This window comes from Gemmatimonas phototrophica (assembly GCF_000695095.2).
In the GTDB taxonomy this organism is placed as follows: Bacteria; Gemmatimonadota; Gemmatimonadetes; order Gemmatimonadales; family Gemmatimonadaceae; genus Gemmatimonas; species Gemmatimonas phototrophica.
Map to the genome: position 1 here is coordinate 819,483 of NZ_CP011454.1, position 24,398 is coordinate 843,880.

Annotated in this window: 14 protein-coding genes; 5 read left to right on the top strand and 9 right to left on the bottom strand. The window is 61.3% G+C overall.

Annotated elements, in window-relative coordinates; genetic code table 11:
• Nucleotides 1-13 precede the first annotated feature (13 nt).
• The 3 genes from GEMMAAP_RS03490 to GEMMAAP_RS03500 form a co-directional block, all read right to left on the bottom strand.
• Nucleotides 14-1,318: a UDP-glucose dehydrogenase family protein gene (locus tag GEMMAAP_RS03490; RefSeq protein WP_026850224.1), complete on the bottom strand. Its 1,305-nt coding sequence runs from the start codon at nt 1,316-1,318 to the stop codon at nt 14-16.
• Between the two features lie 18 nt (nt 1,319-1,336).
• Nucleotides 1,337-2,620 (bottom strand): VanZ family protein, encoded by a 1,284-nt coding sequence (locus GEMMAAP_RS03495; protein ID WP_053334303.1) that lies wholly within the window; start codon nt 2,618-2,620, stop codon nt 1,337-1,339.
• Nucleotides 2,621-2,691: 71 nt separating this feature from the next.
• On the bottom strand, nt 2,692-3,861 hold the full coding sequence (locus GEMMAAP_RS03500; RefSeq protein ID WP_026850223.1) for an acyl-CoA dehydrogenase family protein: 1,170 nt from the start codon (nt 3,859-3,861) through the stop codon (nt 2,692-2,694).
• Between the two features lie 311 nt (nt 3,862-4,172).
• Here GEMMAAP_RS03500 and GEMMAAP_RS03505 point away from each other — a divergent pair, with 311 nt between their 5' ends.
• On the top strand, nt 4,173-6,167 hold the full coding sequence (locus GEMMAAP_RS03505; RefSeq protein ID WP_026850222.1) for a M30 family metallopeptidase: 1,995 nt from the start codon (nt 4,173-4,175) through the stop codon (nt 6,165-6,167).
• 287 nt (nt 6,168-6,454) lie between these two features.
• Nucleotides 6,455-8,371: a formyltransferase family protein gene (locus GEMMAAP_RS03510; RefSeq protein ID WP_053334302.1), complete on the top strand. Its 1,917-nt coding sequence runs from the start codon at nt 6,455-6,457 to the stop codon at nt 8,369-8,371.
• Here the strand turns inward: GEMMAAP_RS03510 and GEMMAAP_RS03515 are convergent.
• Nucleotides 8,366-9,460, bottom strand: a complete 1,095-nt coding sequence (locus GEMMAAP_RS03515) for a glycosyltransferase (protein ID WP_026850221.1) — start codon at nt 9,458-9,460, stop codon at nt 8,366-8,368. The two genes, GEMMAAP_RS03510 and GEMMAAP_RS03515, sit on opposite strands and share 6 nt — an antisense overlap.
• Nucleotides 9,461-9,468: 8 nt before the next feature.
• On the opposite strand from GEMMAAP_RS03515, the gene GEMMAAP_RS20245 reads away from it, so the two are divergent.
• Nucleotides 9,469-10,740 (top strand): glycosyltransferase family 4 protein, encoded by a 1,272-nt coding sequence (locus GEMMAAP_RS20245; RefSeq protein WP_238588224.1) that lies wholly within the window; start codon nt 9,469-9,471, stop codon nt 10,738-10,740.
• Nucleotides 10,741-10,765: 25 nt separating this feature from the next.
• Nucleotides 10,766-13,123: an outer membrane protein assembly factor BamB family protein gene (locus GEMMAAP_RS03525; RefSeq protein ID WP_026850219.1), complete on the top strand. Its 2,358-nt coding sequence runs from the start codon at nt 10,766-10,768 to the stop codon at nt 13,121-13,123.
• An 11-nt stretch (nt 13,124-13,134) separates the two neighbouring features.
• On the opposite strand, the gene GEMMAAP_RS03530 is transcribed toward GEMMAAP_RS03525, so the two are convergent.
• The gene (locus GEMMAAP_RS03530; RefSeq protein WP_082821030.1) at nt 13,135-15,264 is read right to left on the bottom strand and encodes an NAD-dependent epimerase/dehydratase family protein; all 2,130 of its coding nucleotides are present in this window, start codon (nt 15,262-15,264) and stop codon (nt 13,135-13,137) included.
• A 47-nt stretch (nt 15,265-15,311) separates the two neighbouring features.
• The gene (locus GEMMAAP_RS03535) at nt 15,312-17,621 is read right to left on the bottom strand and encodes a hypothetical protein (RefSeq protein ID WP_075071401.1); all 2,310 of its coding nucleotides are present in this window, start codon (nt 17,619-17,621) and stop codon (nt 15,312-15,314) included.
• A gap of 235 nt (nt 17,622-17,856) precedes the next feature.
• Between GEMMAAP_RS03535 and GEMMAAP_RS03545 the strand changes: the two genes are divergently transcribed.
• Entirely contained in the window at nt 17,857-18,906 is a 1,050-nt protein-coding gene (locus GEMMAAP_RS03545) for a glycosyltransferase (protein WP_158514718.1), read from the top strand.
• 36 nt (nt 18,907-18,942) lie between these two features.
• Here GEMMAAP_RS03545 and GEMMAAP_RS03550 read toward each other — a convergent pair whose 3' ends face one another.
• From GEMMAAP_RS03550 to metH, 3 genes are all read right to left on the bottom strand, one after another.
• Nucleotides 18,943-19,611, bottom strand: a complete 669-nt coding sequence (locus GEMMAAP_RS03550) for an exosortase C-terminal domain/associated protein EpsI (RefSeq protein WP_026850216.1) — start codon at nt 19,609-19,611, stop codon at nt 18,943-18,945.
• A complete protein-coding gene (locus GEMMAAP_RS03555) occupies nt 19,612-20,574 on the bottom strand; it encodes an exosortase/archaeosortase family protein (RefSeq protein ID WP_026850215.1) in 963 nt (320 codons plus the stop codon). It lies immediately after the preceding gene.
• 120 nt (nt 20,575-20,694) lie between these two features.
• Nucleotides 20,695-24,393: a methionine synthase gene (gene metH, locus GEMMAAP_RS03560; RefSeq protein ID WP_026850214.1), complete on the bottom strand. Its 3,699-nt coding sequence runs from the start codon at nt 24,391-24,393 to the stop codon at nt 20,695-20,697.
• Nucleotides 24,394-24,398 lie beyond the last annotated feature (5 nt).

Below are 24,398 nucleotides of genomic sequence, written 5' to 3' on the forward strand. Positions count from 1 at the left end.
ATCCGGTACGGCGTTACTGGCGTCCGATACTGCGATACACGAAGCCTTGCTCACGCATTGCACTCGGTCCATATACGTTACGCAGATCCACAAAGATCTTTTGTGTCATGACGCCACCCAGCCGTTCCAAATCGAGTCCGCGGAATTCGTTCCACTCTGTTATCAATGCTACCGCATCCGCCCCTTTGGCGGCCTCGTAGGCGTTCCCACACCATGTAACGCCCGGCAGCAGTGGCTCCGCTTCGTGCATGGCCGCGGGATCATACGCCCTTACCGTAGCCCCGGCATCCTGCAATGCTGGAACAATGGATAGACTGGGTGCATCACGCATGTCGTCGGTGTTGGGCTTGAAGGCTACCCCTAGCACGCCAATGGTCTTGCCGCGCACGCTGCCGCCGCAGGCGGCCATGATGCGCCCCGCCATGGCGCCCTTCCGTCGATCGTTGATCTGCACCACCGTTTCCACCAGCCGCACCGGCGACCCGGCCTCTTGCGCCGTACGCGCGAGGGCCAGCGTGTCCTTGGGGAAACAGCTCCCGCCGTAGCCCGGGCCCGCGTGCAGGAACTTCTTGCCAATGCGCCCGTCCAACCCCATGCCACGTGCCACGTCACCCACATCGGCGCCCAGCTTTTCACAGAGGTCGGCCACCTCGTTGATGAACGTGATCTTGGTGGCCAGAAACGCGTTGGCGGCGTACTTGGTGAGCTCCGCCGTCTCCAGGCTGGTCATCACAATGGGCGTTTCCAGCAAAAACAGCGGGCGATACAGCTCGCGTAGCACCTCACGCGCGCGATCGGTTTCGCAGCCAATCACCACCCGGTCCGGGCGCATGAAGTCGCCAATGGCCGAGCCTTCCCGCAGGAACTCCGGGTTGGAGGCCACATCAAAATCTGCCTGCGGGTTGGTTTCCTTGATGAGATCCGCCACTCGGCGCCCCGTACCCACCGGCACCGTGCTCTTGGTGACCACGACCGTGTAGCCACGCAGCGCCCGCGCCACGTCCATGGCTGCGGCCTCCACGAAGCGCAGATCGGCATGACCGTCACCACGGCGACTGGGGGTGCCCACCGCCAGGAACACCGCATCGGCCTCGCCAACGGCCTCCGGCAGATTGGTGGTAAAGCGTAGGCGGCCGCTCTTGATCCCCTTCTGCACCAGATCGTCCAGTCCCGGCTCGTAAATGGGGATTTCCCCGCGCAGCAGGCGCTCAATCTTCTCGGCGTTCAGATCAACACAGGTGACCGTGGATCCGAACTCGGCAAAGCAGGCGCCAGATACCAGTCCAACGTATCCGGTGCCGATCATGGCGATGTTCATGGGGCAGTGTCTCGGTAATCAATGAACGGCAGCGGGACTCTCGCGTCGAGCCCCGTGCGAAAGCTGCCGTTTACGATGTAACAAAGCAAGCAACGCTCCGGCTCCCATGCAGCTGCACACGAGTAACAGCTCTGCCACTGTGAGCGCGTGTACCTGCTTCCACCACGGCAGGGCCACGAGCGACCCTAACACGGCGAGGCATGCGCTTGCGCCCATCCAGCGCCGTTCCGATTTCACGCTCCACCAGCCAACAGGCGCCAGCAGCGCAAACAGCCAGCCGGCCAGCAGCGCAGGCGCCAACGGAGACTGCACGGTTACGATTGTCTGAATCAGCGCCCAGCCTAGGATGGGCGAAAGACGTACCGTGCCCGAGCCGGCAAATGCTCCGCGTGATTCAATTCGCAACGCATCGCTGGTGGCCGTTGCGATAAACGAAAGCGGTCGCGGATCTTTCAGAGACCGGTTGGCGAATGCATTTGGTACATCCGCCACCGGAAATGCCAGCCCCCAGTCCCACGCGCGACGGCTGACCAGCAATTGTGCATTGTTGCCATGTTTGGCAATCATGAGCAGTGCTGCGCTGTCGTTTGGCAAATGCACAAACAACAAGGGCGTGCGCTCCCACGACGGGTCAGTCTGTCGTACCGTGACCCCAGCGTGCAGCGGGGTGAGCTCGCGGTTCACCTGCGAAATGAACGGACCGCTCCATCCTTTTGTGAAGTGCGCGGTGTCCACAAACGCCGAATCATTGATCCCCTCGTACCATGGATGCCCGGGGACATGCTCAAAGGGGCTGACTGACGTGGCAAAGGCGTCGGTGGTGTTTGGCGTACTCTCGCGAGGGCCGAGTGCCAGCGTGGTGAGCGTGAAGACCGTAATGGTCAGTACCGTCCAGCCAATGCTTAGCCGGGCTGCCGAAACTGAGGTCAGCTCACGTTGCGCACGCCACCCATTCAGAAGTGGGACACCCAGCAATCCGCCGAGTGTGTTGGTAATGAGATCGGCCACCGCCGCCGATCGCCCCGGTGGAAGCCCAATCGCCTGCATGCTCTCCACGAATACCGAGCCAATCAGTGCTGCGAGCGCCACCCGCCACCAACGCCATCCGCGCAACGCCAGCGCAATACCCAAGGGCACAAACAACACCACATTGCTGATGGCATCGGTCAGCCATAGTCCACCACAGCGCACACACCACCGCGGCGGAATCAGCGCCGCCGGCATCCCCCCAAACGGCAACAGCGTGGCCACGATAATCATGACCACGCCGAAAATGAGGGTCAGTCTCTGAACATTCTTCACGGAAGAACTGACAACTGAAAACTCAAACTGACAGCTGACAACTCAAACTGAAAACTCACAACTCACCACCCTCACCGCAGCACCGCCTTCGCAATCGTCTGCAACTGCATATTGCTCGTCCCTTCGTAAATCGTGCCAATTTTCGCGTCCCGGTAGAACTTCTCCACCGGATACTCGCGCGTGTAGCCGTAGCCACCAAAGAGCTCCACGCACAACGACGTCGCGCGCTCCGCCATCTGCGACGAATACAGCTTGGCCATGGCGCCTTCGCGCGCAATATCCTGACCCGCATCCTTGAGGCGCGCGGCGTTGTACACCATGAGACGCGCGGCCTCCAGCTCCGTGGCCGCCTGCGCCACCTGAAACTGGATGCCCTGAAACTCCGCCAGCGCTCGGCCAAACTGCTTGCGCTCCTTGAGATGTGCCACGGCCGCCGAGAGAGCACCCTGGGCCACGCCAATCATCTGTGCCCCAATGCCAATGCGCCCTTCGTTCAGCGTCTCAATGGCAATCTTGTACCCGGTGCCCACTTCGCCCAGCACGTTTGCATCACTCACGAACGTATTCTCGAAGTGCAGCGACGTGGTGCTCGAGGCGCAGATGCCCAGCTTGTGCTCCTTCTTGCCTACGGTAAAGCCGGCTGCGCCGCGCTCCACAATGAATGCGGTAATGCCCTTGTAGCCCATGTCGGGGCGGGTGTTGGCAAACACCACAAATACTTCCGCTTCACCGCCGTTGGTGATCCACGCCTTCGACCCGTTCAGCAGCCAACCACCATCGGTCTTCTCGGCGCGCGTGGCCAAGCCAAACGCATCGGAGCCAGAGCCCGGCTCTGACAACGCGTAGGCACCAATGGCGCCCGCGGCCATGCGCGGCAGAATGCGCGCGCGCTGTTCGGCGTTGCCGTAGCGGTACAGCGGGTAGTTCACGAGCGTGTTCTGCACGTCCACCTGAATGGCGGCGCTCGCATCCACCTTGCTGAGCTCTTCCACCGCAATGGCCACCATCATGAGTGAGCCGCCGGCGCCGCCATGTTCTTCGGGGAGCTCAATGCCCATGAGGCCGAGCTCCACGAATTTCGCGGTCAGGGCGGGATCTATTCGGCCCGCGTCCTCCATGGCACGAACACGTGGCCGCACTTCCGTTTCCGCCAGATCGGCCACGGCCGCGCGGAACAGCTCTTCCTCTTCGGAGAGCAGGGTGAGCGGGGGACGGGAGAGCTCGAAATTGGGCGCGGTCATCGCTTCGCCAGTTGGTCGGAGGGCACGGGAGGCACGGGGAGTGCTACCAGTGATTTAAGGAAGCGCAGCGGCGGGGAAAAGACTGCGGAGGAGAATGCCTGGGGAGAATGTTGGCAAATACGGCGCAATAGCCGAGTTCGGCACAGTGGTTGCCCTGATCCTTGCGTGTGACAGAAGTGCCGCTCACGTGACGGATTCTCGCCTTCAGCTGCCGAAAAATGTCAAACTGTTCGCCTGTAACCACTTACAAGCTGCCGTGCCGCAGTGTTCGCCGCCTGTCCCGGGCGGCGTTGCTGGCATGCGGTTTGGGGGTGTTGCACGCGTGCAGCGGCGCCGATGCACTGTCGCCTGAAGTCGGCAATCCCTCGGCACCCACACCGGTCCCGTCGGACCCGGTTCGTATTGTGGCCGTTGGTCCGGACACCCTCGTTGCCGGCAGCCTGCTTGTGGTAGAAGGGGAGAACATTCCCGCCGACGCCGCAGTGACCGTCACGGTGGGCGGCCAGGCATTGCCCATCCGCGCCCAATCGGCCACCCGTTTTGAAGCCCTGTTGCCGGTAGGCGCTTTTCCCTGTGGGGCCACGGCCGCTCACACGGTGCAGGTGCAGGTGGGGGCGACCGTATTCGAAGCCCGGCGCCCGCTGCGAACGGCCCAGCGGGTGGCGCTGGAGGCAGGGCAGAGCATCAGCCTGCTGGATGCGCAGCCCTCTCGCTGTGTTGAGCTGGCCCCGGCGGCCGTCGGTGAGAACGCCCGCTATGTGGTGGCAGTGGTGAATACCTCTACCACGGCCGGAAATGTGGCCAGCTTTGAGCTGCGTGGCATGAGCGCCGCGGCCTCAGGCGCTCCAGCCAGCGGCTTCATTGGCGGAGCGACCAGCGGGTTGCTGGCCACCCCGTCCATTCCGCTCTCCACGCCGGCACTCACGGCGGCACGCCGAGTGCTTGAGCAGATGCCGGCCGCTGAAGCGGCCCACGGTGCGCGGTTGGGCGCACAGCGCTCACGCCTCACGCAGGCTGGCAGCGCGGTGTCAGCCTGGCAACTGGCGCGTAGCCGCTCTTCGCTGCTGCTGGGGGGAGGCGCCTCAGCCGCCGCCCAGCGGTTTGCCATGGTAGGCGATACGCTCACCCTCATGGCGTCGGCCAGCAGTTGCAATACCGGCAAGGCCGTTCGCGCGCGGGTGGTGTACGCCGGCAGCAAGGCGGTGGTACTGGAAGACATCACTGCCATGCGTGCCGGCACCATGGATGGGCAGTACCGCAAAATTGGTGGCGAGTTTGACAGCGTGGTGTACCCGCTGTTGCAGCAGAATATTGGCGACCCGCTGGCCATGAACGCGCAGCTGAGCGGCGATGGCCGGGTGACCATGTTGTTCACGCGTTTTGTGAACGACTCGCTCCCAGGCACGGCGGCGTTTGTGAACGCCTGCAATTTTTACCCGCGCAGCACCTTTGCCGCGAGCAACCAGGACGAAGTGTTCTACGCCCGGGTGCCCGGTGCGTGGGAGACGCCCGAGGAATGGCGCCGGGCCATTCGCGCCAGTGTGGTGCACGAGGCCAAGCATCTGGCCAGCTTTGCCGAGCGCATGTCGCGCGGCGTGCAGTTTGAGGAGCCGTGGCTGGAGGAAGCCACGGCGCGCATTGCCGAGGAGTTGTATGCCCGCACGTTTCCAGGGGGCGGGAGTTGGAAGGGCAATACCGGCTTTGCCAGCAGTGTAGGGTGCGAGCTCACGCAGTGTGACGACCGGCCGCTGATCATGTGGAAGCACTTCTCAGTGCTGCATCAGTATTTGCGGGGGGCGGATACGTTGTCGCCGCTGGCTCCTACGGGCGCCAACGACAACACGTATTACGCCAGTGGCTGGTCGCTGGTGCGGTGGATGGTCGATACGTACGCGTCGAACGAATCCACTTGGCTCAAGGCTCTGGTGCGCGGAGATGGTGGCCTGGTTGGAATGCCTGGCCTTGTGCAGCGTACCGGGGCATCGGTACCAGCGCTAACCGTTGGCTGGGCGGTGGCCAACCTGCAGGCGTCACAGCGTGAAACCCCAGGGCAGGTCAATTCGCAGAGTTGGAACCTGGCCGATCACTGGACGGGTATGTCCACGGTTTTCCCGGGGGCGTTTAGCTCGGAACCCATACGAAAAATTACCCCCCCCGTTCTAGGCGAAGGTGGTATAGTCGTCCGCCAAATCGCACTAGGGGTCAGCTTCTTTGGGGTAACTGCCACAGCATCGGAACCGCTGGTTCTGGGGATTCATGGAAGAGAGAGCTACGCCCCCTCATTCGCCATAATACGCAGTCGGTAGTGCTCGGTATCTCTCAAAGATTTGCTTGGTGGCAGGTAGTATTGGCCACCCTATATGCTTCATCTTTATTATTGGAACGTTGAGCCGGCTACCATTCTGTGCGCCTAGTATTCAATTAGGCAGCCGATAAAGCATTTGAGGATAGTCAGATGATCCAAAGAATTAAGCCAATCGCCAGAGTCCTGCGCGATACCGGGTTCTTGCGGTCCGGAAATGCATCACTCCTGCTGAATCAAGTGGTTGGCATCAGGCGCTATCAGGGTCGGGATATTGACTATGGTGTACATATGCGCGCCGCTGCTGCGTGGCTTGAGCGCGCGCAGGATGCCACGTCTGATGGCGGCATTGTCGGGCGATACAGCCTCCGCAATGGATGGTCGTCATCGTATCCTGAAACGACGGGATATCTGGTACCTACACTCTTGGCGCTGGCCACATCGCTCAATGCGCCTCGATTTGTGGAACGCGCCAAGCGCGCCATTGATTTCCTGCTGACGGTCCAGCTGCCAAGCGGTGCGTTCCCTGGCGGAGAGGTCCACGAGAACACCAGCGTGCCATCGGTCTTCAATACCGGGCAGATTCTCAATGGCTTACAGGCATGGCACGCGCACTCGCACGACCAACGTGTGCTGGATGCGGCAATACGTGCGGCAGAGTGGCTTTGTACGGTGCAGGATACTGACGGCGCCTGGCGGCAGCATATCTACAATGGCCTGGTCACCACTTACACGACACACGCCTCCTGCTGGCTCGCGGAGTTTGGCCAATACACGGCCGAGCCGAGATATGTGCGTGCTGCGGAGCGGCACATGGATTGGGCGCTCAGTCATCAGGACGCTGAGACCGGATGGATTGATCTCATGGGGTTCTCACCGGACGACCATCGTGCAAGGCAAGGGGTCACGCACACGATTGCCTACACGTTATGGGGGGTGCTGGCAACGGCGGAAGTCTGTGGCCGCACCGATGCCATTGCTGCTGTTACCAAGGCCGCTGAGGGCATCCTGCGTCGTGTCGAGCTGTCCGGGACATTGCCCGGCATTCTGAACCGTAATTGGCGTAAGGCGTCTGATTTCACATGCCTGACAGGTAACGCGCAGATGGCACTGATCTTTCTGCGTCTCTATAGCGGCGACAATGATCCAAGAAAACTCAACGTGGCCTTGCGACTCATCGATGCCGTCTGCGGGGCACAGCAGCTTGACCATGGCAATCCCGGTGTCCGCGGCGGAATCGCAGGGTCGTTCCCTGTCTGGGGCAGCTATATCTACGCGTCGCTGCCAAACTGGGCAGCCAAATTTTTCATTGATGCCGTGCTCATGGCCGAGCGTGCGCTGGCAAAGGTGCCCAACAGAGAGCCGTCGCCCGTCGAAATCCCAGAACACATTCCACGCGCGCTACCCGAGGTGGTGGCTGCGACGGGGAGCGCGCCACTGCGAATGGTGATGTTGGCATCGCCGTATGTGCACAAGGTGACGCAAATGGTGGAAACGTGGCGCTCGCTGGGTATTCGCCCCGTTGCCGTGCTCATTGAAGCACCCGCAGCCAAGAGTCGGCAGGAGCGGCTGCTCACGCGTGCTCGTGACGATGGCTTTGAGCCAATACTCGCACGCCTGCGTGGAAAGTCAGGGCCATCGTGGCCGCTAGGTGATGCGGAAGATTGGGAAACGGATGTGAAAGCCTACTGTACCCGCGAGGACATCCCATTTACTACCGTATCGTCATTGTCGGAGCCGGAGGCATTGCAGTTCATTCGCTCCCAAACTCCCGATGTGCTTGTCCATGCGGGCGCGGGGCTCTTGCGCGCTCCCCTTTTGGAAATCCCCCGCTTGGGCACCATCAATGCCCACATGGGGCAACTCCCGTGGTTCAGGGGCATGAACGTCACGGAGTGGGCCATATTCTCCAAGGCGCAGGTGGGCTGCACGGTGCATCTCATAGATCCCGGTATTGATACGGGCGACATTCTGTGCGTGCGTAATGTGGACGTGCAGGGGGCACGCTCTCTCGCGGATGCCCGGAAGCGTGTCGACGCGGCGCAGGTGCAACTGCTTGGAGAGGTACTCGCGTTTACTGCGCGGTCCGGTATGCTCCCTCCCCGCTTTTCTCAGCAGGTAGCGCAGGGCCGCCAGTACTTCCGCATGCACCCCAAGCTGCGTGCGATCATGGACGCGGAAATGCGCACGGTGGTAACGTCGTCATAGGCCAAGAAAGCGGTCGTAGAGTCGCTCGTAATCGCGCACCATGCGCCGTATGCCAAACACAGTTTCCACTCGCGTGCGGCCAGCTGTCCCCATCTCGATACGTCGGGTGGGGTCCCTGTGTAGCCGGAGCATGGCCGCCGCCAGTGCCTCGTGGTCATTGGCGGGTACCAGCAATCCCGATTCGTTGTCGGCAATGACTTCCACGTTGCCACCGACAGCAGTGGCAATGGTGGGAATGCCACATGACATCGCTTCAAGCAACGCGACCGAGACCCCCTCGCGGGTAGAGGGCAGAATCATCATGCCAGCCGTGCGCAGGAGAGCGGGTACGTCTTCAGTCCAGCCAAGGAAAGTTACGTACTGGTCGAGTGCCAGCTCCGAGCACATGCGCTTCAACATGGCTACCCGGTCCAACGGGCCATCGCCGGCAATGACCAACCGGAAGTCGGGGGCCTCGCGAACTATACGTTGTGTGGCCCTGAGCAGGCTTTCGGTGTTCTTGTCCGGGCGCAGGCAGCTCACCGAAACAGCAGGTCCGGATGCCACGGTGTCAGCCGGTGCGGTGGCGAACCGGCTGGTGTCGATACCATTGTACACGGTGAACAGCCGCTTGTCGCCAATGCCCTCCAGCAGGGCCTCGCGCCGGCTATCCTCAGACACGCAACACACCGCATTCACCAGCGGGCTGATTCTGGCTGCCATGCGTACTTCCTGCTGCTGGTTGGGCGGCAGTCGACCATGGTGGCGCGTATGAACCACCGTACCAACACCGGCCAGTCGCGCGGCAATGCTCCCATAAATCATGGGGGAATTGTCGTGAGTATGCAGCACCTGGGCACCGAGTCGCTTCAAGACCCGCGCCAGTGTGGCAATCATCCGAAGGCTGAATCCGGAAGGCTTGTTGAGGGCAATAACTTCGCGTCCCTGCTCCTCGAGCCATTCTCCCGCGCGGCCGGAGCGGGTGAGCGCCACAAATGCCAGCGAATACCGGGAATCGGCGTGACGGGAAAATTCCCGCTGCAGGGATTCCGCTCCTCCGGAATCGAGCTGATACGAGAGGTGAACAACGCGTATTGGGAGATTCGCCATTGGGAACGGTGCTGGTCAACTGGCGGGTGGCCAGTGTGCCGGAAGGAGCACGATATTGCTGTCCGAAGCGTTTCAATATACAGAATGGGTCACACAATGGCAGCTTCAGCGCGTGTCTCTGCTTACCAATTTCCCCTCTCCAGACGGTGCTTCCGTTGAACCATTCAGCAGTGGCTGACAAAAAGGCCAAGGTTGCCGTGCTGGTGCAACTGGCGCCCCGAAAGCTCGGTTCCATGGAGGACTGGCTGCTTGAGTTCGTGACACGGTTGGCACGCGACCACCAGGTAGCAGTCGCCACCTATGCCCCCTGTCATCCGCAGGTCGAACTTCGGATCGCCCAATGTGGAGCAAGCTGGCATGACCTGTCTCTGGTTGAACGCACTGTCACAAGCGCACGCAAGTGGCTCGCGCAGCATGCGCATGTCGCGCACTTCAGCCTGTTTGCCCCGCGCTCGCGGGCGGTGGTTGCTGCCTGGAGCATTCCGTCCGTTCGTGTGGTGTTTCAGGACTGCTATTCGTCGCCGTCGGCAGCATACCGGCAGTCGGCACTCTCACGTCTGCTCGATCGGGTCACTTTTGCCCGGACAGACAAGGTCGTGGCGGTTTCCGAGTACGTGGCGCAGCGCAATCAGCAACGGTTTGGCGTACGCCCGCCGCAGCTTGAGGTGGTGTACAATGGAGTCGATACGGAGCGCTTTGCCGTGCCCGCTCCTCCCTCAATGTCCAGTCGAACCGTGTGCGTTGCCGCGCTGATTCCGGACAAGGGTGTCGATGTACTGGTACGTGCCTTTGCTGACTCGCGCCTGAAAAAGGCGACCCTCACCATTGCTGGAGACGGCCCACAGCGGCCAGCGCTTGAGTTGCTGGCGGCGCAGCTGGGTATTGCGGATCGCATTGAATTTCTGGGCATCCGCGATGACGTCCAGCAAATTGTTGGTAACGCTGCCGTGGTGGTGCATCCCGCCATCTGGGGTGAGGCCTTTGGACTAACCATCGCCGAAGCCATGTCGGCGGGAAGGCCGGTGATCGGTTGCAGCGTTGGCGCCGTGCCCGAACTCGTTACCAATGGCATGGCGGGAATCATTATTCCGCCGGGTGACGCCACGGCCATGGCGACCGCCCTTTCACAGTTGCTTGACGATGCGGCGCTGCGTGACCGCCTGGGGGGCAACGCACGCGCGCGAGTTGAACACAATTTCACGATGCGCAACTGGGTGGACCAGCATGTGCGAATTGTTGCCGGCCTTTCGAGGGCCGCACGCCCAACTGGTCGATTATAGTGCCGTCGTTTACCCCAACCAGCCAATGACCCGTAAGAACGCCATTCGCGCCGTCGCGCTGTCTATTGCCGGCGCCACCGTTTTGGTGAGCGCCGCCATGCTCATGCCACGCACCCGTGCGGTGATTGACAAGATGCGTGATATTGGTGTTCGAAGCGCGGTGACCAAGGGATGGAACCGTGTTCGTCGGTATGGAGTCACTGCGACGTTTAAGGGAGCAATAGGGGCGCCGGTTGATGCCGCGCCCACCGGAGCGTCAACTCTGCAATACTCGCTCTTCGATCTGCAGCAAAGGCCACCAGTAGACGACTCGGCCGCGCGCCACGCACTTCCAGAGTATGTCGAAATCCCGGCGGTCAATCTGTCGAGCCTGCCACCAAGTCGCCCCGGCAATCGTCGCTTTGATACGTGGCACCGCAGTGGCGGCGATGACATGTCCACCAAGTATTCCTCGCTCAATCAGATTACCACGCAGAACGTACGCTTTCTCCAGCCGGCGTGGAGCTATTCCTCCGGGAGCGATCTTGGTGATTCCACAAAGACCGGGGGCACCACCGTCGAAACCAATCCGATTGTCGTGGGGAACCGGATGTTTCTCACGGGCCTCGATGGGGACCTGCTGTCCCTTGACGCTGAGACGGGCCGCGAAATCTGGCGTGTGGTGCTGCCCGCTCCTGTTGCCCGTCGCGGATTGATCTGGGAGCCCAACAACAGTTTTGCCAGTTCGCGTCTGTTCGTGCCAAGCAGCAAGGGCGTGTTTGCCATCAATGCGGCAACTGGCACAGTTCAGAAAACCTTTGGCAATAACGGCGTAGTCGGGTCGGGCACGTCGCTCATCGCTCCGCTTATCGTCAAAGACCGACTTGTCATTGCTACCCTCGCACCGGCTCTTGAGGCCTACGACCTCACAACTGGTACGCTTGTTTGGAGCAGATCCTTGTTGCAGCAGCCCGATGGAGCAGCAGGCAGTCTCGCCGGTGGAGCCCCCTGGGGCGGCATGTCGGCTGACGTAGATCGCCACATGGCGTATGTCACCACTGGCAATCCTCGCCCGGCCCTTATTGGCACCAATCGACCGGGGAAGAACAATTACACGTGCAGCGTTGTTGCGGTGGATACCAGAACCGGAGCCGTGCGCTGGGCTTTTCAGGAAGTTGAACATGATCTCTGGGATTTTGATCTGACCGCGGCACCAGTGCTCACCACCATCACCCGAGAGGGGCGACCGGTTGATGTGGTAGCGGTACTCACCAAGCGCGGCAATACATTGCTGCTTGATCGGGACCGGGGACAACCAATATTCGGCTACCGGTTGAAGCGGGCGCCCGTATCCAAAATTCCCGGCGAGCGGACGGCTCCGTACCAGCCGGTGTTTGACTTGCCAGAACCGTTTTCACGGCAGGTATTCACCCCCGATCAGATTACGGATCTGTCAGTTTCGGCGCGTCGCACGGTGGAACAAAAACTTCGGGGGGCCATCTACGGGTTCTTTGAGCCGCCGGTTATTGGCGGCAAGATTGCCTTATATGGTGTGCATGGGGGTGCCGAGTGGTTTGGCGGTGCGGTGGACCCCACAAAGGCCATTCTCTATGTACCGTCCAACGAATTGCCATGGGTGATAAGGACGCAGTACACCGACATCAAGGCCACGGCCACCACCGGCGCCGATCTGCCCGGGCACGATGTGTACAACCGCATGTGTGCCCAATGTCATGGTGTCTCGCGTCGTGGCTCCTTTGAATGGGAGGGCGCGGGCGATGCGTACCTGCCGGCATTGTCAGGCATTACGGCGTTACGACGCCGGGAGCAGTTGGAGTCGCAGGCATACTTTCGTGAACAGCACGCCGGTACCACGGTGTCAATCGTACCAACAGGGCCGCAGTTGCAAACACTGTATGCGTACTTTTCCGCGCTGGACAAGCGGAGTGATGCACAGCGCTCCTTTGCCCTGAGTGCCTTCTGGCAGTTGGTTCTCGACGAGCGGGGAAACCCTGGAGGCAAGGCTCCCTGGGGCTTGCTCACCGCTCTCGATCTGAACACCGGGAAAAAGATCTGGCAGGTACCCTTTGGGCAGCTGAATGGCTTGCGTTCAAACGGCACGTCGGTTCTTGGACTACAGAACATGGGTGGAGTGGCCGTGACGGCGGGCGGCTTGCTCTTTGCTACTGGCACAACGGACAACAAGGTGCGCGCATACGCCGCCGCAGACGGGCGGGAACTTTGGTCCTACCAGCTGCCCGCCGCGGGGTCTACCATACCGACGGTCTATTCGGTCAACGGAACACAGTATCTGGTCGTGGTCGCAACGGGAGGCGTGTTTCGCGGATTCTCTGGGCGTTCTGATCGCGTGATAGCCTTCAAGCTTCTGAGCTCCCGCCGTTAGCTGCGCATTACTCAGTTGCGAGTGCTGCCAAACGTTCGTGCCAAACCCTCATTGGCTCCCACTCGGGGCGTCCAGTTCAGGAGGCGCTGCGCCAAGCTGACGTCAACGGGATGCAGTGGACGTAGCGCGCGGACCCGATAACGAGAGAGAGGAAGCGAGCGTTTGGCGATCTTTGACAGCACATCAACCATACCTCCCACAGCCAGCAAGACCCACTCCGGTACACGGCGGATCTTGGCAGTTCCGAGAAATGGTCGGGCAGCGGCAAGAAACTGATTCTGATCTACCTTCGCGGGATCGATGATGTTGATGGCGTGGCCAACAGCCGCATCAGCGGTTGCTGCGCTCAGTAAGGCGTCCACTACATCATCCACGTAAACAAGGGGAAGGGCACGACCGCCGTTTCCGGAAATCACCAGGTTGCTGCCAAGTCTGATGACGCCATTGGGTGTCGTACCTTCGGTGCCAGGGCCGAAAATTTGTCCGGGTCGAATGACGACGACCTTCAGTCCACGCTCCCTAGCGGCATCAAGCACGATCTTTTCCGCTTCCAGTTTGGCACCGCTGTATACGCCCCGTAGATCCGGGCGTGGTTCAAACGCAGAGTTTTCCGTGACGGGAACCTTCTGGTCACGTCCCGCGTGATCGAAAATTCCGCACGAACTGACATAGACCAAACGTTCTACACCGTGGCGTATGCAGGCGTCCACCACGTTCTGCGTTCCGATAACGGTGCCAGCCTGAAACTCGAGCGCTCCCCCCTTCATCGCGGCACCGACATGATACACGGTCCGCACGCCGGCAATGGCGCGGTCTACAACATCTGGCTCTCCCAAGCTGCCAATAACCGCGTTTAGCCCAAAGGCGGGTGAGGATGCACTCGCCGGCCGCCGCAACAGTACCCTGGGATGTTCCCCAGAATCACGCAGTCGGTGAAGGAGGGCACTCCCCAGGAAGCCGCTCGCACCGGTAACGAGAATTTCCGCAGCCGTAACAGGTGCAGTTTTACGAGCGTGCTCAAGAGCGGACTTTGCTTCGTCTGCAGACTGGGAATAGCGGGTTACCAGATCCACGGCGCGGCGCGCCGCATCATGCGCGACTGGCGGCGGCGCCTTGGTCGCCAATGCTTCGTAGAAGGCGTGTACCGCGTAGTAGATGCCCGCCGAGGGTTTGGACCGTCCCGAGACGACACTCAGAACATTCGCGGGAATGCCGGCTACACGGCGAATGGCGTGGCGAAAACCATTGATGGCGGCCTGGAGCTGCGCTGGCCCCGGATACGTCGCGTGAAACTCACAACGATTAAGGAATCCGTCAACGTGGAGGGCCCCTTTAGTACCGTGTACCCAGAACTCGTTTCGAATGGGGCGCATGTTCCATGACAACAGCACGTTGGCCGTAGCCTTCCCGCACCGAGCGGAAAGACGCCACTCATCGAACGTGAGCATGGGATCCTTGCCACTGGAATGATGCTCAACATTCATGCTGTCAATTGGCCCAAGACACTCTTCAATAAGGTACAGGGCATGTACGCCGAGGTCCCTGAAGGGATACGAGCCTTGGGAGTGCACGGCGGTTGGAGGTCCGCCCGCGTACGCTGGATAATCAGACCCGCGGAAGTAGGTAAGGCTGACAATTTCTCCACAGTCCCCTCGCTTGAGACGCGCAATAGCGTCGGCAAACAGCGGGTCAAAAATCATTGAGTGGTTCACCGACAGAAGCTTGCCAACAGATTGAGCACGCGCAATCATGCGGTCGCACTCCTCAACTGATTCTGCCATGGGCTTCTCCACAAAAACATGGCAGCCCATGTCCAACGCTTTGAGTGTTTGCTCACAATGACTTGCCGGTGGAGTCAGAATATGAATGACGTCCAGCTTCAGCTTCACGAACTCATCAATGCCACTCACTGCGTTCGGAATGTTGAATGTGCCAGCCATTGCCACGGCGCGCGCTACGTCTGGATCACAGATGCCGATGACTGAAACGTGTGGCAAGTCGCGTAAGGCAATGAGGTGACGGGAGGCGACATAGCCAGCGCCAACCACCCCGACCCTCAAATTACGAGTAACTTCGGAACTCAAAGGAAGAATCTCACAAGAAGAGAATGTTGACGTCGAAATGAGGAAGTGCCACTGCATCGATTGAGAGCAGTGGCATTTTGTTTGATTTCTCGTAGGTGGAAGGCCTATCTTGAGCCAAGCCACCGCCAAGACATTTGGTACTGCTGGTTGAACTGTTTGCCCCAGTTGACAAAGGCCTTCTCCGCCCCGCCTTGGAAAACGGCATCTCCGTAACTTCTGAGCTGAGGATTACGCGTACGTCGATGTAGCCAGCCAATACCATCAAGAAATAGGCCGTTGAGATCCGGTGCAGCGCTAGGTCCACCGTGCCCCGTACAAGTACCTGAGTAATAATTGAAGGATCGGTCGGACGTACGCCACTGACTCGCGAAAAGAAAATCCACTGCTTTCTGAACCGATGGCTGAATCCGAACGTCGGGACTCACGTTGTCATGATATTGGCCTAAAACACCGATCAGGAGTCCGATGGTGTAGTTGGACGCCTCCCCGCATTGGCTTTTGAAACGCCATGATCCATCGGTTCGCTGCATGGAAAGCATGTCGCGGAGGTTATTCGCGGCCGCTACCTTGATATCAGCGATGCCAGGTGAGTTCGACGTAGCAAGGGTAGATGTCGCTCCAAGCATGATCGAGAGCACTTTTGTCATTAGGACACGAGCATAAACACGGGCGTCCATCCAAGGATGGTCAGGGTTGGTGATACGGACAGTTGTACCTCGATAGAACTCGATGTTTGATGCTACTCGAAGAATGGTGTTCCGTGTTGAGTCATCACCAGTCAACCAATAATGAACAGCCATGCCATCGATTCCTGCCTGCCACTCGGGAAGTCCGTAGTTGTTTGGGACGACATATTCATCCCGAAAGCGCCTTGTTAAAAGCGACGCGCGGGCAAACAAGATAGGGTTCCCGGTACGCGCCCAAAAACCATAAAGGGCGAGAATGCGGTCGTAGAAGTTCGTGCTATACGACGGTTCAGTGCTGGCCGAGTGAATAGCCTCGAACGTGTCAAACTTGCTTTCATATGTCGTAAAAAAGGTCGGCGAAGTAGGCGACGCACTGCGCGGCAACGTTGGCCCCACAATGCCTGTCGCAATCAACTCCGGCAGAGATTCATAGCGCACAATGGCATCGGGCACTGCCGTAACGGGCGCCTTGGGCAACGAGCCTGCGGTCCGTCCCGAAAACTCCAGTAAGACGGGCGCGGTGGCCGCAGTTGCGGGCACGGTGAACTGAAGCAAAACCGAGCGCAGTGAGCCATCGGGGTGGGTACCGAGCAGCGCCGAGGCGTGACGTGGTATTTCCGTGCCATTCACCAGCAGTCGCAGCGAACCTACGTCGGCGGCCCGCAGCCGCCCCGGCGCCATGGGTACGCCGGCCGACACATTAATGGTGGCGGGTACCGTCGCGGTGAGCACATTCACCCGCAGATTGATCCCTGACTGGCTCCCTGGGGTCGTGACCAGCACGGTCTGCTTGGCCGTAACCGCACCACAGGTGGCCTGCAACTCTCCGCTCCCTGCCGTACCGCCGGTGACCGTGACCGTCGCGCTGGTGGAACTTCCCAGCAGCAGTACACCCGCCGGCTGCGCCGACCACACAATGGTGGCACAGGGAATGGCCGCCCCCTGACTATCCCGGAAGCTGGCTGTTGCCTGGCTCCCCTGTCCATTCACCAGAGAGGCCGGCAGCCCCGTTATCGTGCCGGTGGACGCAACCGAGCGCACCACCAGTCGGTGCACGGTGGTACGGCCAAGGGTGGCCACGGAAATGTCTGCCGTTCCGGCGCTCGTAGCCGTTAACGTCCCTTCGGAATACGACGCTACGGCACCGTTGCTGGTGCTCCAGAGCCCACGCTTGGTGGTCAACCGGCCAAACCGGGCGCTGTTCACCGCTGCCGAGAGCGCGAATCGCTGCCCTACCAGTACCGTGTCCGGGAGCCCTTCAATGCGCATACTGCTGATGCTGTCGGGATGCAGCACCCACACCGGGCTCGAACGCGTGCCGGTCGTGGACGATACGAGTAGCTGGTCGGACGACTGCACCGCCCGTGACGCCACCAGCACACTGTCCCCATTGCGTGACGCCCGCACAGCAAACGACCCGGCCGCACTGGCCGCCCGGCCGCGCGCCAGCAGCAGTTTGTCGGTACCGTTCAACAGCACCGTAGCCGCACTGCGGGTGAGCAGAATGACGCTGTCGCCCAAAGCAGCCGGCGGATCAACCGACAGCAGCTGCGCGCCGGCCGGAAAATCGGCGTAGCTGTCAACGTCATCATTGGCCACGGTGGCCACGGTGTCTGCACCGCACCCCGCCAGCACCAATGCAATGATGGTCGCACGTGCCATGTGACTGAATCCCGATCTAGACGTCTTGGCGCACAGGCCACCGTTCACGACGCGCAGGCTGAACATCAGATACTTCCGGTCTGGGGTGCCAACTGCTTGCTCATGAGATAGACGAGGTCTACTGCATGGGGCAACTGGCGTCCTGTGACGGTTGATACCATTTGGGCCACTATTTTCGTAACATGGGTGAATTCCCCCGTCACGTGAAGAAGAAGTGTGACGGATCCTGCAAACTTCCTCAGGCGCAATGAACGCTCCCCCGCATGTGGGTCTGGTTCTTCCATGGTTGGAAATTGGTGGCATGGAGCGGTTCGTCATCTCCCTCGCCGCCGCGCTTTCCTCACGCGGGTGGAGGACCACCATTTACTGCACCCAGCGGGGCGGGCCGCTGCTCGCCGCGGCAGCAGACCTCAATATCGAAGCTAAAGTACTGCCTTTCGAAACCAAGTGGGATAATCTGGCGCCGCGTCGGCTCATTCGGGAAATGCGTGCCGACGGCATACAGCTGGTGCACTCCCAAAACGGCAACTGGCTCGCGGCGGCTGTGGCTGCCAGGTGGCTCAATATCCCTCTGCTTCACACCGAACACGGGTTGGAAGGACCGCGGGAGCACTGGAAGTTGGTGCTCCAGAAGCGGGCTGCTGCCGCTCTCACGGGCCGACTGGTGGCCGTGTCGCAGAGCCTGCAGCGCCAGCTCAAGGATCAGCTTGGGCTTTCGCTCAGTCGTATTCAGGTCATTCCCAACGGCATCGACACCGCCGTTTACAGGCCGGATGCTGCCGCCCGCCAGAGTCTGCGGCAGGAACTGGGGATAGGCCCCGACACCGTGCTCATTGGTGCACTGGCCCGCTTGCATCCGCTCAAGGGCATTGATGTGTTGGCCGAAGCGGCGGCACTCATTCCGGCAGAGACGCCGGTGGCCATTGTCGTGGCCGGTGACGGTGATGAGCGGACCCGAGTGGAGGCCATTGCCGCCCGAAGTGCCGTGCCATTCAAGCTGCTGGGCATGCGCAGTGACATCGCCCGGTTATTGCAGGGGTTCGACGCGCTGGTGCTCCCCTCTCGCTCCGAGGCACTTCCCATTGCCCTGCTGGAAGGCATGGCGAGCCGCCGACCCATTATTGCCACCTCGGTGGGCGAGATGCCACACATTGTACAGGCCGGTGCGGGCCTGGTGGTACCACCACAGAACCCCGCCGCTCTGGCGAAGGCCATTGTTGAAATGGTACAACAACACGAACGCCGTGCTGCGTTTGGCAGCACGGCGTCGGCAATTGCAGAAGAGCGGTTTGGCATTACCGCCATGGTCGATTCCTACATCCAAGCGTACCACGACCTGCTGAACCGTTAGCGCGCCCACTACGCCAATGGCCGGGACTTACTCAGCTCAGCTGCGGGGAGACGCCGGCATTACGGCATCCACCGCCGGAATGAGGCGGGCGGCCACCGACATGGCCACCGAATCCGCTCGCTGCACCACGGCCTCGTCGCCCTGGGCAATGTCTTTGGGGGTGCTCAGCGGTACCACAATGCGCACCAGCGCTTCTTCCGTACGTCCGTACGACGCCGCATCGCGCAGCAAGTCCCACTTGACCTTGTACTCGTTCGATTCAATACGACCGCGCCCCTGATACCAGTAATACACCAGCGCCCGGCTCCCCTTGTTGGCGAGCATGACACGGTTCATGGTTTCCCCGGCGCGACCGGAGGGCGCCGCTACCGGCGCCGTGTTGAGAATCTCCCAGCCGGCGCCCGGCAGGCAGTTCTTGGGCGAGTGAATGGACTTGCCCTGCACCTGACGGTCGTAATATCCCACGTACGCCGTAAAGAGCGCACTCGAATCCATCTCATACGAGCGCAGCATGTAGTCGGACATGCCGGCCACACGGCGCTCTTCGTCGGCCACCACGATATCGCGCGCGGTATAGCCGGGAATGTCCATGGACACGTTGTTCATGGGCGCCTTGGATTCCACCGCGTACTGCTCGCGCATGCCCGATACGAGCAGTACACCCAGCCCGAGCGCCGCTGTTGGCACAAACACCGAGATGCGCATTCAGAGAGCTCCTGTAGCCGTTGGACGCCGCAGCACCAGCCGTTCACCCTGTCCTAGTAACCATGCGGCAATCGACGTGAAAAAGAACGCCGCCCCAAACATCAGCATCCCTTCACTGGTGTGCATGAAACCCTGACCCATTTCCGGGCTTACGAACAGCACCAGGAAGCCCGTGAGGAATACCCGGAACCCGTTGATCAGAATGGCAATGGGAATGGCGATGAGCACCAGCAGCACCCGTGTAGGCCACTTCTCCAGAAACATCGCGCCCAGCAGCACGCCGAGGCTGAGCAACGCGGTCAGTGACCGCAACCCACTGCACGCTTCAGCCACGAACAGCTCCTGGCCGGGAATGCGAATCACGTTGCCGCTCATCATGACCGGAATCTCCCGCCATTCCAACAGCGATGCCCCAATCTTGGAGGCCGTAAACTGCAGCGGCAGCGCCACCGTGTTCAGAATGACTTCCGGAATGGGGATGCTGAGCGACACCAGCGTAAACGGCAGCCACCAATGCAACAGCTGCTTGAAGCCGGCGTGCCACACCACCAGGCCACCCAGCGCCATGACCATGCTACCGCGCATCACGAACAGCTCGGCCGCCAAATCAGCGGCGTAGCGGAACAGCACCGCCGCGACAATCATGGAAATGCCCAACGCCCTGTTGGGTGAGGTGTTCTTGGCCGAGCCACTCTTGTAGGCAAACCACAACGACAACGGAGCCAGCAGCAGCCCGTGCCCTGAATTGGGGTCGTTCCACCAGGCGTCCAGCAACAGGTTGAACGGCTTGGCAAAGAGCAGCGCAAACATGACCGCCGTAAGCACATGCGCCGCCAGCTCGGCGGGGGCCAGCGCCTTGGCGTTCGCCACCAAGGCGCGCAGGTCCCGCAGCACCTCGTCCAGCGCCGAGGGCGCGCTGGGTGAGCTGCTGGAGGCGGGGGCAGTCGTGGCGGGACTCGTCACGGGGTACTCGGCAAAAGGGGCATACTTGGGAGCTTACGCATTTTTTGAGTCTTCATGCAGGGACGCCCAACGTGAGCGCCCTGTCACAGTGCCGGAAAGCTACCGTACCCCGTGGTTGGGTCAGGTAGCCACCAACGTGGCGGTAAAACGCGGGTCGTTTACGGTATGACCGGCCCGGGTGGCGTAATCGGCCAACTGGTCGGGGAGTACCTTCCCTACCCCGAAGTAGACACTTTCGGGGCGCCAGAAGTACCACCCGCTCACGCTGGCCGCCGGATACATGGAAAAACTCTCGGTGAGGGTCATCCCGGTCCGGTCTTCGACCTCTGCTACAGCAAAGAGAGTGCCCTTCTCCCGGTGGTCCGGGCAGGCCGGGTACCCCGGTGCCGGGCGAATGCCCTGGTACGTCTCCTTGATGAGGCTGTCGTTGTCCAACTGCTCCCCGGTGGCATACCCCCAGAACTCCGTCCGAACCCGTTGGTGCAGCCGCTCGGCAAACGCCTCGGCAAGCCGGTCGGCCAGCGCCTTGGCCATAATGCTGCCGTAGTCGTCGTGCGCCGCCTCAAACTCCGCCACCAGGCTTTCCAACCCGTGGCCGGTGGTCACCGCAAAGGCGCCCATATAGTCGAGCACGCCACTGTCACGCGGGGCGACAAAGTCGGCCAGGCAATGATTCGGACGACCGTCACCCTTCTTGTCGAGCTGCTGCCGCAGCATGTGTAGCGTTGCTGCAACAGTCTCGCGGCTGTCGTCGGTATACAACACGATGTCGTCGCCCACCGCGTTGGCCGGCCAGAAGCCAAAGGCGGCCCGGGCCTCTATGCGCTTCTCGCGCTGCATACGCCCCAGCAGCTCCTGCGCGTCGGCAAAAAGGCTGCGCGCAGTGGCCCCCACCACCGGGTCTTCCAAAATGGCGGGGTAATGCCCCGCCAGCTCCCAGGTCTGGAAGAACGGCGTCCAGTCGATGTACGGCACCAGGTCTTCCAGCGGATACGGCGCCAGCGTGCGCGGGCCGGTAAAGGTGGGCACCGGCACCGGCACACTGAGGTCAATTTTTGCCTTGTTGGCGCGTGCGGCTTCAATTGGAATGAGACGCTCCGCCCCCCCACGTGCCGCCCGCGCCTCACGAATGTTGGCGTATTCGGCGCGCACGCCCTCCACATACGCGCCCCGGCGTTCGTCGGATAGCAGACTGCTGGTAACGCCCACCGCGCGCGAGGCATCGAGCACGTGCACCACTGGGCCGCTGTATACCGGCTCAATCTTGAGGGCGGTGTGGGCCTTGCTGGTGGTGGCGCCGCCAATGAGCAGCGGAATGGTGAAGCCCTGTCGCTCCATTTCACTGGCCACAAAGCTCATCTCTTCGAGGCTGGGCGTAATGAGGCCGCTCAGGCCAATCACGTCGGCGTTCACCTCACGGGCCTTATCCAGAATGGCCGCGCACGACTGCATGACGCCCATGTCCACCACTTCGTAGCCGTTACACTGCAGCACTACGCCCACGATGTTCTTGCCAATGTCGTGTACGTCGCCCTTTACCGTGGCCATGAGCACACGCCCCACCGGCTTGGTATCGGCGGTCTTGAGTGCCTCAATGAACGGAATGAGATGCGCCACGGCCTTTTTCATGACGCGCGCACTCTTCACCACCTGCGGCAGGAACAGCTTGCCGGCGCCAAAGAGGTCACCCACCACGTTCATGCCACGCATGAGCGGCCCTTCAATGACCTCAATGGGGTGGTTCACCGTGGCCCGCGCCTCTTCGGTGTCTTCCACCACGAAGGCGTCAATGCCGTGCACCAGTGCGTGTGTGAGCCGTTCGTCTACCGGGAGCCGGCGCCACGCCACGTCTTCTACCGCCTTGGCGCGCCCCTTTACCTGGTCGGCCACGTCCATGAGCCGTTCGGTGGCATCGGGGCGGCGGTTGAGCACCAAGTCTTCCACCCGCTCGCGCAGGTCGGCAGGAATGTCTTCGTACGGGACCAGCTGGCCGGCGTTCACAATGCCCATATCCATACCAGCCTTCACGGCATGGTACAGGAACACGGCGTGAATGGCTTCGCGCAGCGGGTTGTTGCCGCGGAAGGAGAAGCTCACGTTGCTTACACCACCGCTGATCTTTGCGTACGGAAGCGTGGCCTTTATTTGCCGAGTGGCTTCAAAGAAGGCGTTGGCATAGTCGGCGTGTTCTTCAATGCCGGTGCCAATGGCAAAAATATTGGGGTCAAAAATGATGTCCTGCGGCGGGAAGCCCACCCGCTGCGTGAGCAGGTGGTAGGCGCGTGTACAGATCTCCACTTTGCGCGCTACCGTGTCGGCCTGCCCCTGCTCGTCAAAGGCCATCACAATCACCGCCGCCCCATACTGCCGCACCAGCCGGGCCTGCCGCAGGAACTCCCCTTCGCCTTCCTTGAGCGATATGGAGTTCACAATGCCCTTGCCCTGCAGGCACTTGAGCCCCGCCTCAATGACGCTCCACTTGCTGGAGTCCACCATGATGGGCACGCGCGAGATATCGGGCTCGCTGGCCACCAGGTTCAAAAAGGTGACCATGGCGTGTTGGGCGTCGAGCAGCCCCTCGTCCATGTTCACGTCAATAATCTGGGCGCCGCTCTCCACCTGCTGGCGGGCTACCACCAGCGCCTCGCTGTAGTTGCCCTCCAGAATGAGCTTGGCGAAGCGCGCCGAACCGGTCACGTTGGTGCGCTCACCCACATTCACGAAGTTCGTGGTGGGGCCTACGGTAAACGGCTCGAGGCCGCTGAGGCGCAGCAGCGGGTCTACGGTGGGAATGACTCGGGGGTCTACGCCCTCCACGGCCCGGGCAATGGCGCCAATATGCTCGGGGGTGGTGCCGCAGCAGCCGCCCACGATGTTCAGCAGTCCACTGCGCGCCCACTCGGCAATGTGCTCGGCCATCATCTCCGGCGACTCGTCGTAGCCCCCGAAGGCGTTGGGGAGCCCGGCGTTGGGATGGGCGCTGATGTGGCAGTCGGCAATGCGGCTGAGCTCCTGCACATAGCCGCGCAGCTGGGCCGCGCCGAGGGCGCAGTTGAGGCCAATGGAGACCGGGCGCACATGGGCCATGGAGGCCCAGAACGCCTCGGCCGTCTGCCCCGAGAGGGTGCGGCCGGAGGCGTCGGTAATGGTGCCCGAAATCATGACCGGGAACCGGGCGCCCGTTTGTTCGAAGTACGTCTCGACCGCGAACAGCGCCGCCTTGGCGTTCAGCGTATCGAAGATCGTTTCTACCATGAGAATGTCGGCGCCACCGTCTACGAGGCCCCGGGTGGCCTCGAGGTAGGCGTTGACCAGTTCGTCAAAGGTCACATTGCGGGCGCCCGGGTTCTCCACTTCGGGGGAGATGGAGGCGGTGCGGTTGGTGGGGCCCAGTACGCCGGCCACCCAGCGGGGGCGGGCGGGGTTCTGGGCCTCAAACTCGTCGCACACCCGGCGGGCGAGGGCGGCCCCGGCCACGTTGAGCTCGTAGGAGAGCGCCTCCATGCCGTAGTCGGCCATGGAGATGGCGTTGGCATTGAAGGTGTTGGTTTCCAGGATGTCGGCCCCGGCCGCCAGGTACTCCCGGTGCACGCCGGCCACGAGCTCCGGTTGCGTGAGGACGAGGAGATCGTTGTTGCCTTTGAGATCCCGGTGCCAATCGGCAAAGCGAGTGCCCCGGTAGTCGGCCTCGGTAAGGCGGTGGCGCTGGAGCATGGTGCCCATGGCGCCGTCGAGGACGAGGATGCGGGTGGCGAGGGCGGCGGAAAGCTGTGCCGCGCGCGCGTGATTGGTCAGTACGTCAGAGGCGGTATTCGACATATCTT

What these genes read in the sequence shown, in the direction of transcription:
- GEMMAAP_RS03490 (WP_026850224.1), bottom strand. Translation starts at nt 1,318, where the DNA reads ATGAACATCGCCATGATCGGCACCGGATACGTTGGACTGGTATCTGGC.
- GEMMAAP_RS03500 (WP_026850223.1), bottom strand. Translation starts at nt 3,861, where the DNA reads ATGACCGCGCCCAATTTCGAGCTCTCCCGTCCCCCGCTCACCCTGCTC.
- GEMMAAP_RS03510 (WP_053334302.1), top strand. Translation starts at nt 6,455, where the DNA reads ATGCGCGCCGCTGCTGCGTGGCTTGAGCGCGCGCAGGATGCCACGTCT.
- GEMMAAP_RS03515 (WP_026850221.1), bottom strand. Translation starts at nt 9,460, where the DNA reads ATGGCGAATCTCCCAATACGCGTTGTTCACCTCTCGTATCAGCTCGAT.
- GEMMAAP_RS03525 (WP_026850219.1), top strand. Translation starts at nt 10,766, where the DNA reads ATGACCCGTAAGAACGCCATTCGCGCCGTCGCGCTGTCTATTGCCGGC.
- GEMMAAP_RS03530 (WP_082821030.1), bottom strand. Translation starts at nt 15,264, where the DNA reads ATGCAGTGGCACTTCCTCATTTCGACGTCAACATTCTCTTCTTGTGAG.
- GEMMAAP_RS03535 (WP_075071401.1), bottom strand. Translation starts at nt 17,621, where the DNA reads ATGTTCAGCCTGCGCGTCGTGAACGGTGGCCTGTGCGCCAAGACGTCT.
- GEMMAAP_RS03545 (WP_158514718.1), top strand. Translation starts at nt 17,857, where the DNA reads ATGGAGCGGTTCGTCATCTCCCTCGCCGCCGCGCTTTCCTCACGCGGG.
- GEMMAAP_RS03550 (WP_026850216.1), bottom strand. Translation starts at nt 19,611, where the DNA reads ATGCGCATCTCGGTGTTTGTGCCAACAGCGGCGCTCGGGCTGGGTGTA.
- metH (WP_026850214.1), bottom strand. Translation starts at nt 24,393, where the DNA reads ATGTCGAATACCGCCTCTGACGTACTGACCAATCACGCGCGCGCGGCA.